This window comes from Marinobacter sp., from assembly GCF_034669625.1.
Taxonomy (GTDB): Bacteria; Pseudomonadota; Gammaproteobacteria; order Pseudomonadales; family Oleiphilaceae; genus Marinobacter.
The window spans coordinates 1-8,808 of sequence record NZ_JAXMOY010000032.1; the positions used below are offsets into that span (position 1 = coordinate 1).

Genomic DNA, 8,808 nt, shown 5'->3' on the forward strand with positions numbered 1-8,808 from the left:
TCGGACATTCCTAGGTGGTCAAACCAGATAATGTAATCTTCCAAAGCGTGGTCTCCCTTGTATCTTGAGTGGCGCGGAGTCTCGAAACTGGCGAGTATAATACTGTAAGCTGCGGAAATTACCTAGGGAACCGCCTCAAAACCTGAGTGGATGAAACCATGAAAAGAACCGCTTTTTTTATCTCGGACGGCACCGGCCTGACCGCCGAAGCACTGGGCCACGCGCTGTTAGCCCAATTTGAAAAGATCGAATTTGAACGCATTACGGTGCCGTATATCGATGATGAAGAAAAGGCGCGGGAAATGGTCAAACGCATCAATACCGCCGCCGAGATCGATGGCGAGCGCCCGTTAGTGTTCGACACCATCGTCAACAGCGCCATTCGGGAGATCGTCAGCGACGCCAAAGGCTTCATGGTTGATATCTTCGGCACCTTTCTGAATCCGCTGGAACGAGAACTGAACTCGTCCTCGTCTTACTCAGTCGGGAAATCCCACGCCATCAACAACGTCAGCAGTTACGAGCGCCGGATTCATGCGGTGAATTTCGCACTGGATAACGACGACGGTGCCAGAACGCGACATTACGACGAAGCTGACTTGATTCTGATCGGCGCCTCCCGAAGCGGCAAAACACCCACTTGCCTTTATCTGGCGCTGCAATACGGGATCAAAGCGGCAAACTACCCGATCACCGAAGAAGATCTGGACGACCAAAAAATGCCGGGTGCACTGCGGCCCCACAAGCAAAAACTGTTCGGCCTGACCATCCAGCCGGAGCGATTAGCCACCATCCGCAACGAACGCCGCCCCAATTCCCGCTACTCCTCCATGCAGCAATGCATGCATGAAGTGGAAGAAATCGAACTGATGTACAAACGGGAGCGCATCCCCTATCTGAACACCACGGCCTACTCCGTTGAAGAGATTTCCACTCGCATCATGGTTTCGACCGGACTCAAACGCCACCGGTAAGCCGACCCAATAAAAAAGGGGCGGGAGACTCGCGTCCCCCACCCCTTTTATTCCTGACGATCTGCTCTTACAGTTCCTGAATGCTCAGGCCTAACTGTTCCGCCACCTCGCGGTTGTCAGGGCTTGTGACGACCGCTACATTGGCATCTTCCGGCTTCAGCCAGACATCCGCCACTCGGCGCATTTCATCCAACGTCACGTTCAACACACGCTCCCGGAACCGCGCGCGCTGCTCTGGCGTACGGCCAAACAAATTGTTGTGGAACGCATGTCGCGCTGCCCCTGCCGGAGAATGCGGACGATCCAGCTGGCCAATTACGCCCAGAATGGCTTCTTCCAGCGCTTGCTCATCGTGCTCCTCCGTACGCAACCAGTTCAACGCTGCGTCGAAATCGTCCAGCGTTTCGGCAAAGCGCGGATCACGGTAGGAGAAGAAACGGAACACGCCGTTCACACTGTCCTGTCCGGCTCCACCACCATAGGCCCCGCCTTTTTCACGAATCGCCCGGTGCAGGTATCCGTTGCGCAGGAATCCGCCCAATACCGTCAACCCGGCAGCATCCGGGTGATCGACTGCGACCGTCGCATACGCTTTGGCGCAGAAATTCACCTGAGTGGAGGTCAACCAGGCTTCCTGAGTTTTGTAGCTCACCGGATCCATAGACCAGCTGCTCTCTACCTGATCACCCTCATCCTGCCAGCTGGTTTTCACACTATCCAGCATTGGCGCCAGTTGGGACTCTTCGCCGATCAACAGGAACTGGCGCCCCTGCTTACCAATCTTGTCGTGCAGGGCCGCGAGGCTCGCACAGAACTGGCTCAACGCCGCTTCGTCGTTCAGAGACTTGTCGAGTTCTTTGGTACCGCGAATACCAGCAAGACCACCCAAACGGAAGCTCAACCAGGAACCGGGACTCAAACCTTGCGCCGCCGCTCCCATTGCCAAAGCATGACCACTACCGGTTACCGCCTGCTCTCGACGCGCACGAACCTGAGCAATAATCTCTCGAATACGCTCCTTCTCATCAAACCGCGCACCGGTGTATACGTCTTTCAGCAGTTGGGTTAATGCGCCACTGTTTCGGGCCAGCGCCTTACCACTGAAAATCAGATACCCTGACATCGCCTGCACGTCATCGATCCGCCCTTTCGTAAGAAACGAAGCTCCGATCCCGCCGGATTCCGCCGAAATACGATCCTGCATTTGCAGATAGTCCAGCTCACCGCACCCAACTTCCGAGATCAAAGTGGTGTAGTAAGGCAACAGCAAAAGCTCTTCTTCACTCAACGCAGGAACAGGCAATACAATCTGCTGGTATACCAACCCGTTGGTTCCACGGGAATACAGGGTTGCGCCGGTTTCAGCATCGTACCGGCCTTCGGGCTCCGGCATCTGCAACGGAACATCGGACAAGCCGACCTTTGGCAGGATAGAGTCGTCGTCTTTGCGGAGTTGCCGCTCTTCCAGGGCTTTGGCACGTTCCACAATCACGTTGATGTCTTCTTCAGTGAGGCTAGCCTTGCGCTTGGCCAGAGACTCCCTCAGCGCAGCTTGATGCGCACCTTCCAGCTTTTCGTCCGGGCGCAAGGTCAACGTCACTCGGTGTGGATTCTCAAACAGCTTGCGGCGAATAAGATTCGGCACATATTCCGGGTCTTTAATTTTCTCCCGAAGTGTCGCCAGTACCGGCTCCAGATCCAGCAACTCAACCGGGTCGCCACCGTGAACCATCGGCGAAATCGACTGCATGATCAGCTGCAGGCCATAAGGGAAGCCGTCACCGGCAATTTCCCGCTGGTGCAATTCCAACTGATGAAGAATCGCGTCAAGCCGTTCCGGACTGACGCCTTCCTCAACGACGTTAGCCAGAGTCTGTTCTACCAGCGCCTCCAGGTCATTGCGACGGCCCGGCTCACTGCCTTCGATGCCACACACGAAGGTCATTTCACGGTTGGAGTCTTCCAGACCACACATAGGCGACGGCGCATGACCGATGTCCGTGGTCTCAAGCGCCCGCATCATCGGTGAAGCACTGTTTTCAAACAGCACGGAAGCCAACAACTGCGCCTCAAGATTCTCTTGCAGATCAAAACTATGACCCAACAACCAACCCATCACAATGTGAGTTTTAGCCTCTGTGTCTTCGCCCTCACTGACTGCGTATCCCTGCTCAACCCGCATCGGGGAAAACAGGCGTTTTTCGTCGTGCAACGGCAGTTTGATTTCCTGACGGTCAAAACGCTTCAACGCCAGCTCTTCAAATTTTTCGTGGTGCTCATACGCGGGAATATTCCCGTAAGTCGCAAAAATAGCGTTGCTCGGATGGTAATGATGACGGTAAAACTTCACCAGATCGTCATAGCTCAGATCAACAATATGGTCTGGCTCGCCACCACTGTTGTAGTGGTAAGTCGTGGTTTGGAACAAGTGGCTGGACAGGTTCTGCCACAACTGCGAAGTCGGCGCGCTCATCGCCCCCTTCATCTCGTTGTAAACCACGCCCCGATAGACCAGATCACTGCTTGGGTCATCCGGTTTCTCAAATTCCAAACGGTGCCCCTCCTGCGCAAAATCCAGCGGATCAAGCTTGGAGAAAAATACCGAGTCCAAATACACCGTCAACAGGTTATCAAAGTCCTTCCGGTTCATGCTGGCAAAGGGGTATGCCGTCCAGTCACTGCTGGTGAACGCGTTCATAAAGGTGTTCAACGAACGGCGAATCATCATGAAGAACGGATCGCGCACAGGAAAACGCTCACTACCGCACAGCGCCGTGTGCTCAAGAACGTGAGCCACCCCGGTTGAATCCATCGGGAAGGTTCGAAGGGCTACAAAAAACACGTTCTCATCGTTATCCGCGGCCAGATGCAGGTGGCGGGCTCCGGTCTTCTTATGGAGATATTCCTCCACATCGAGGTTAAGAGTACTGATCCGGTGACTGCGAATTTTTTCGAAAGCCGGATGAATTGCGTTGTCGGTCACTGCAGCCATTAAAACAATCCTATGCATTGAACAATTGGAGAATTACAGGGTAACACGTACTATCGGATATGATGCATCGAACAAACTCAACTAGGTAGCCTGCCGATCCATGACAGACAAAACCCATTCAACAAATACTATTGACGCTCCCGAAGTAGCCGCGTGGTGGGCGGAACGTCGCCAATATCTAGAACGCATTCATAAAGTCCCCGAGATTCGTCATAAATTCTGGCGCGAGGTGAGCGTTTACCTTCTACGCCGTTTGCTCTGGTCTTACGGTTTTTTCCCGGTGTTTCTGGCGTTCTGGTTCCCCTTCGTGATGGCCAGCTTCAACCCCGTCGTACTGGCCACAGATATGATCCCGGTACTGCAAAGTTTTATCGACTCCAACCCGGAAGAGCAAGCCACCACCATCAGTACGATGATGATTGCCTGGTTCTCGATAGGCACCTTTTTTCTCGTGTTCGACTTCGTGTTAACACCGTTCCGGTCGCCGTACCAATATGAGGCAGATGTGTACATGAAGTCGTGGGAACGTCTCAATCATGACCAGCTTCCCGACAAAATGTGATTTGGCCTGCATTCTGACCAACTTCAGACACTTTCTGTTACATAACGTTGCAGACAGTGGTTAAGATGGATCCATAATAAAAAGCATCCAGGAAGTTGGGACAAGAGGTTTTATCATGGTCGATTTCAGACCGCTGATGTTCGTCAACGCGCTTGCTCTGATGTTACTCATGACCGCAGGCTTAGCCTCAGTGCAGCATAACCCGATGCTGGAAAGCCACAGTGAGCCTGTCATAGCTTCGCTCCTTGCGAACACCGCCACCGAGGCCTCAGCCCCTCCAGAGCATCCGGAGCCACCGCCTGAGCGGACAGAAGCCATTGCTTCGAACCTCCCAACACCGAAAGAACCAGCCGTAACGGAACAACCCACAACCGTTATTCCAGCCTCTGAACCGACCATCACCGCAGAAGAATTCGGGGTGGAGCCGCGTCCAGAGGAGCCTGAACTGCTCGACTTCGCAGAGCCGGCCAAAACCGGCAAACTGGCGCTTCGCTCCAACGTAGTGGGTGATCAGGTCACCATCAATGGTAAAAAATACGGCGCCACTCGGCTTGATCTGGAACTGCCCCCCGGCCGTTACCAAGTCACCATCGAAAAGCCCGGATACAAGCCCTGGGAGAACTCCATCGCCCTCAAAGCTGGCCAAGAACTTACTTTAGTTGGCCAACTCGAACAATACACCACCGTGAACTATTCAAACGGCCGGTGGATTGGCGGCGTCAAAACCGGAGATGGCACCTGGATCGACGAAACGGGCCTTCGCTATGAGGGGCACTTCGTTAACGGCTTATTCCAGGGCACTGGCACTGCATGGCACCCAGACGGCAGTCGTTACGAAGGCGACTGGAATAAAGGCGAACACCACGGCGAAGGCCAGTGGCGAGGCGCCGACAACGCTCAATACACCGGCCGCTTTGAGCGCGACCAGTTCCACGGCCAAGGCACACTGACCAAGAAAAACAGCGACATACTTACCGGTAATTGGATGCAAGGCCGGATGCAAGGCCTTGGCTCACTTACGACAGCGGATGGACTTTTGTACGTGGGCAACTTCCGGAACGGCGAGTTCCATGGTCAGGGCACTCTTACCTACCCGGACGGACGCTCTTACGAAGGTGAATTCTCTAATGGCACTTTCCACGGCCAAGGCTCTGAAATATTTACAGACGGCAAGAAGTACGATGGTCAGTATATGGAAGGTGAATTCCATGGCGCAGGACTGCTGCGCAATCCGAATGGCAGCTCCATCGAAGCAACATTCCGACACGGCGAGCCCTACGGACAGGTACGCCTGACGACAGCGGCCGGCGAAGTCTTCACCGCCCGCACGACAGAGCCCGGAGTGTGCTATCGGGACAAGAGCTATCGGGCAACGCAATGCCCGCAACTGGAAGGCTGGTAATTAAACTCCGGTCGCCACACCCACGAGTTTGCAGTAACAGGTTGAGGTAGTGAGATGGCAATCAAAAGTGCTTTGCTGGTTGACGACTCCAAGGTCGCCAGGTTCGCCCTGAGCAAGATCCTTGAGAATCGAGACATGGAAGTGACTATGGCAAGCTCTGCCGAGGAAGCTCTGGATTTCCTGAGCAAACACACGCCACCCGATGTAATTTTCATGGATCACTTGATGCCGGGCATGAGTGGCGTGGAAGCTGCCAAGGCGATCAAGAGCAATCCGGACACTGCCAGCATACCTATTATCATGTGCACATCGAAGAAATCATCTTCATTCACTGATGAAGCTCAGAACTTCGGCATCTACAGCATTCTCACCAAGCCGCCCCAAAGCGAAGGGCTCACCCTTATGCTGCAGCAACTGGCGACCGACGTTGAGCAAGGCACTCTGCCTCGGCCTGAAAGCCTGACATCGTCCGCCGCGGATGAGGAAGACTCAATCACTCTTCCGACCAACAGTTCAGCCGAAAACACCAACAACACGGTGACCAGCACCGCAGATTCCCACGCTGTGCCCTTAACCGCAGACTTGATTGAGCAAATTTCCCGCTCTGCTGTTAAGACCCACGTGAACAATCGTTTGCACGAGCTGCTCAGCGACTTGTTCGACGAACAATACGTTCACGTCAAACGAGCCCTCGAGGACACCCAGAAAAAACAAGAAGCGAGCATAGAAGAGCATTTGAAATCGTTGTCGGAGCTGGTCGATGAACGCACCCGTAACCTTCGCGACGAAGTGACCGCCGAGGTGAATATGAACCTCAGCCGTGAACTCGCAATCTCGCGCAAGGAAATGGCGAAAAACTCAGGTTTCACAGCCGACCACATGGCAGAACTCAAAGACCACATCACCAGCGTGCAAACGATTGATACCGAGTTCTGGCAAACCCTCCAGTCGGAGGCCGTTCAGCAAGCCCACGAGATCTCCCGTGAAACAGCGGAAGACATTGCGCAACGCACCATCGACCTCTACGTCGCTCAACAAAAGGCCGTAAACTCTCGCATATACACCTTGGGGCTTGCGGTAAGTTTGGGCATTTTCAGCGTGGGCATTGCGTGGCTGTCAGGCTTGTTCGGCTAGCACCTGCTTTATTTTTTGCCAACGTGCGGGGGTGTCGACATCCAAATCCACCCCCACAATCTTCACTCGATTAGCTTCCACTTGATTCAATACACGCACAGCCCCTACATCGCCCTGCAAGCGGAGCACCTGAGGCCAGAGGCGCCTCGGAATCCATGCTGGCACTCCCACTCGCGCACCGTAATCTGCAGCCCACACGCTATCCGGCGCTTGCCGGACACGCTGGCCAAGCCTTAAAAGCCCTTCTTCAGCCAGCAAAGGCTGGTCTCCGAGCAGTACGAAAACCCCAAGGGCCGATGGACCCAAAGCCTGAATACCCGTTGCTAACGATGCCGACATCCCCTGTTCCCAATCAGGACAATAGAGCCAGCGTGAAGGTGGTTGAGAGCAACGGTATCGAATCAAAGGATAGCCGCCCCCAACAACCACCGAGACGCAGCCCGACAGCAATCGGGCTTGCCGAATGGCGTTCCCTAGCAACGTTCCCCATCCGGGTATTTCCAGGGTTTGCTTCGCTATCCCCATGCGCGCACTGCGGCCTGCCGCCAGCACCAATGCCGGAAACTGCTGATCGAGCTGAGTGCTGTTCGTGGCTATGATCCGACCTCCTGTTAGACGTTCTCATTTGCAAACTGCTGAAGAGAACGATTTTTGCTAGAATCACGCCACCATGCAACCAATATAGTCAGGCCATTCATGAACCATCTTTTCGTCGACAACCTCACCGTGATTGACTTCGCTTACCTAGACCCTGCTCGGGGCCTTGTGGGCGAGAGCTGGATTGCCGACGTGGTCCTCGGCGGTGAGCTGGACGACCAAGGCATGGTCTTCGACTTCAGCAACGTCAAACGCACAATCAAACGGGTTATTGATGAACGCGTAGACCATCGACTGGTGATTCCAAGAGGCTACGAGGGCCTGCACTGGAACGAAGACCAGCCCCATACCTTCCGCTGGGACCTGACAGACGGCAGCCACATCACCCACACCTCACCGGATGAGGCGGTTGTCTGGCTATCTGCCGATCGCGTGATGAAACCTGCCGTAGCGGCTTTGCTGGAAAAAGAACTTAAGGCCGTACTGCCCGGCAACGTGACCACCGTAGAGATCAATCTACGCGAAGACATCATCGAAGGTGCTTACTACCATTATGTGCACGGCCTGAAGAAGCATCTGGGCAATTGTCAGCGCATTGCGCACGGCCATAGATCCCCCATTCGCATTGATCGAAACGGCCAACGCGACGCAGAGCTGGAGAAGCGCTGGGCCAAACTGTGGGAAGACATCTACGTAGGCACCGAAGAGGACGTTACCCGGCGCTTTGTGGGTGACGATGGGCAACGCTACATCAGCTTCGAATACGAAGCCAACCAGGGCGAGTTTGCACTCAGCTTGCCAGAAAGCCGTGTATACATGCTGGAAACAGACACCACGGTAGAACTGATCGCCGCGCACATGGCTGATGTACTGAAAGCCGAGTTTCCTGAAGATGAGATTCGCGTGAAGGCCTATGAAGGCGTTGGCAAGGGAGCCATCTCGGCTCGCTAACTCTGGGGCGGCGGCCCCAGCAGAACGCCGGGGTCAGATCACCTAGGGCCTGCCCCAGCGTTCTCAGACAACTATATTTCAGACACAAAAAAACCGCCCGAAGGCGGTTTTTTTGATGGCTTCCCGGTGGACTAAACCGTGAAGCCGTATTGGCGTCCCCTAGGGGGTTCGAACCCCTGTTGCCGCCGTGAAAGGG

General features: G+C 54.6%; 7 protein-coding genes. 5 read left to right on the forward strand and 2 right to left on the reverse strand.

Annotated features, from left to right (window positions below):
- Positions 1–158 precede the first annotated feature (158 nt).
- Positions 159–974: a pyruvate, water dikinase regulatory protein gene (locus VOI14_RS15475; protein WP_323752939.1), complete on the forward strand. Its 816-nt coding sequence runs from the start codon at positions 159–161 to the stop codon at positions 972–974.
- A gap of 67 nt (positions 975–1,041) precedes the next feature.
- On the opposite strand, the gene VOI14_RS15480 is transcribed toward VOI14_RS15475, so the two are convergent.
- Positions 1,042–3,966, reverse strand: coding sequence for an insulinase family protein (locus tag VOI14_RS15480; protein ID WP_323752940.1), 2,925 nt, complete (start codon positions 3,964–3,966; stop codon positions 1,042–1,044).
- A 100-nt stretch (positions 3,967–4,066) separates the two neighbouring features.
- On the opposite strand from VOI14_RS15480, the gene VOI14_RS15485 reads away from it, so the two are divergent.
- The 3 genes from VOI14_RS15485 to VOI14_RS15495 all read left to right on the forward strand — a co-directional run bounded on the left by VOI14_RS15485 (position 4,067) and on the right by VOI14_RS15495 (position 7,064).
- Positions 4,067–4,528 (forward strand): hypothetical protein, encoded by a 462-nt coding sequence (locus VOI14_RS15485; RefSeq protein WP_323752941.1) that lies wholly within the window; start codon positions 4,067–4,069, stop codon positions 4,526–4,528.
- Positions 4,529–4,643: 115 nt separating this feature from the next.
- Positions 4,644–5,930: a PEGA domain-containing protein gene (locus tag VOI14_RS15490; protein ID WP_323752942.1), complete on the forward strand. Its 1,287-nt coding sequence runs from the start codon at positions 4,644–4,646 to the stop codon at positions 5,928–5,930.
- A gap of 54 nt (positions 5,931–5,984) precedes the next feature.
- Positions 5,985–7,064 carry a response regulator gene (locus VOI14_RS15495; protein WP_323752943.1) on the forward strand — a complete coding sequence of 360 codons (1,080 nt, stop codon included), beginning with the start codon at positions 5,985–5,987 and terminating at the stop codon, positions 7,062–7,064.
- Here VOI14_RS15495 and VOI14_RS15500 read toward each other — a convergent pair.
- Positions 7,047–7,616, reverse strand: a complete 570-nt coding sequence (locus tag VOI14_RS15500) for a nucleotidyltransferase family protein (RefSeq protein ID WP_323752945.1) — start codon at positions 7,614–7,616, stop codon at positions 7,047–7,049. The two genes, VOI14_RS15495 and VOI14_RS15500, sit on opposite strands and share 18 nt — an antisense overlap.
- Positions 7,617–7,760: 144 nt before the next feature.
- Between VOI14_RS15500 and VOI14_RS15505 the strand changes: the two genes are divergently transcribed.
- Positions 7,761–8,612, forward strand: a complete 852-nt coding sequence (locus VOI14_RS15505) for a 6-carboxytetrahydropterin synthase (RefSeq protein WP_323752944.1) — start codon at positions 7,761–7,763, stop codon at positions 8,610–8,612.
- The last annotated feature ends 196 nt before the right edge of the window (positions 8,613–8,808 follow it).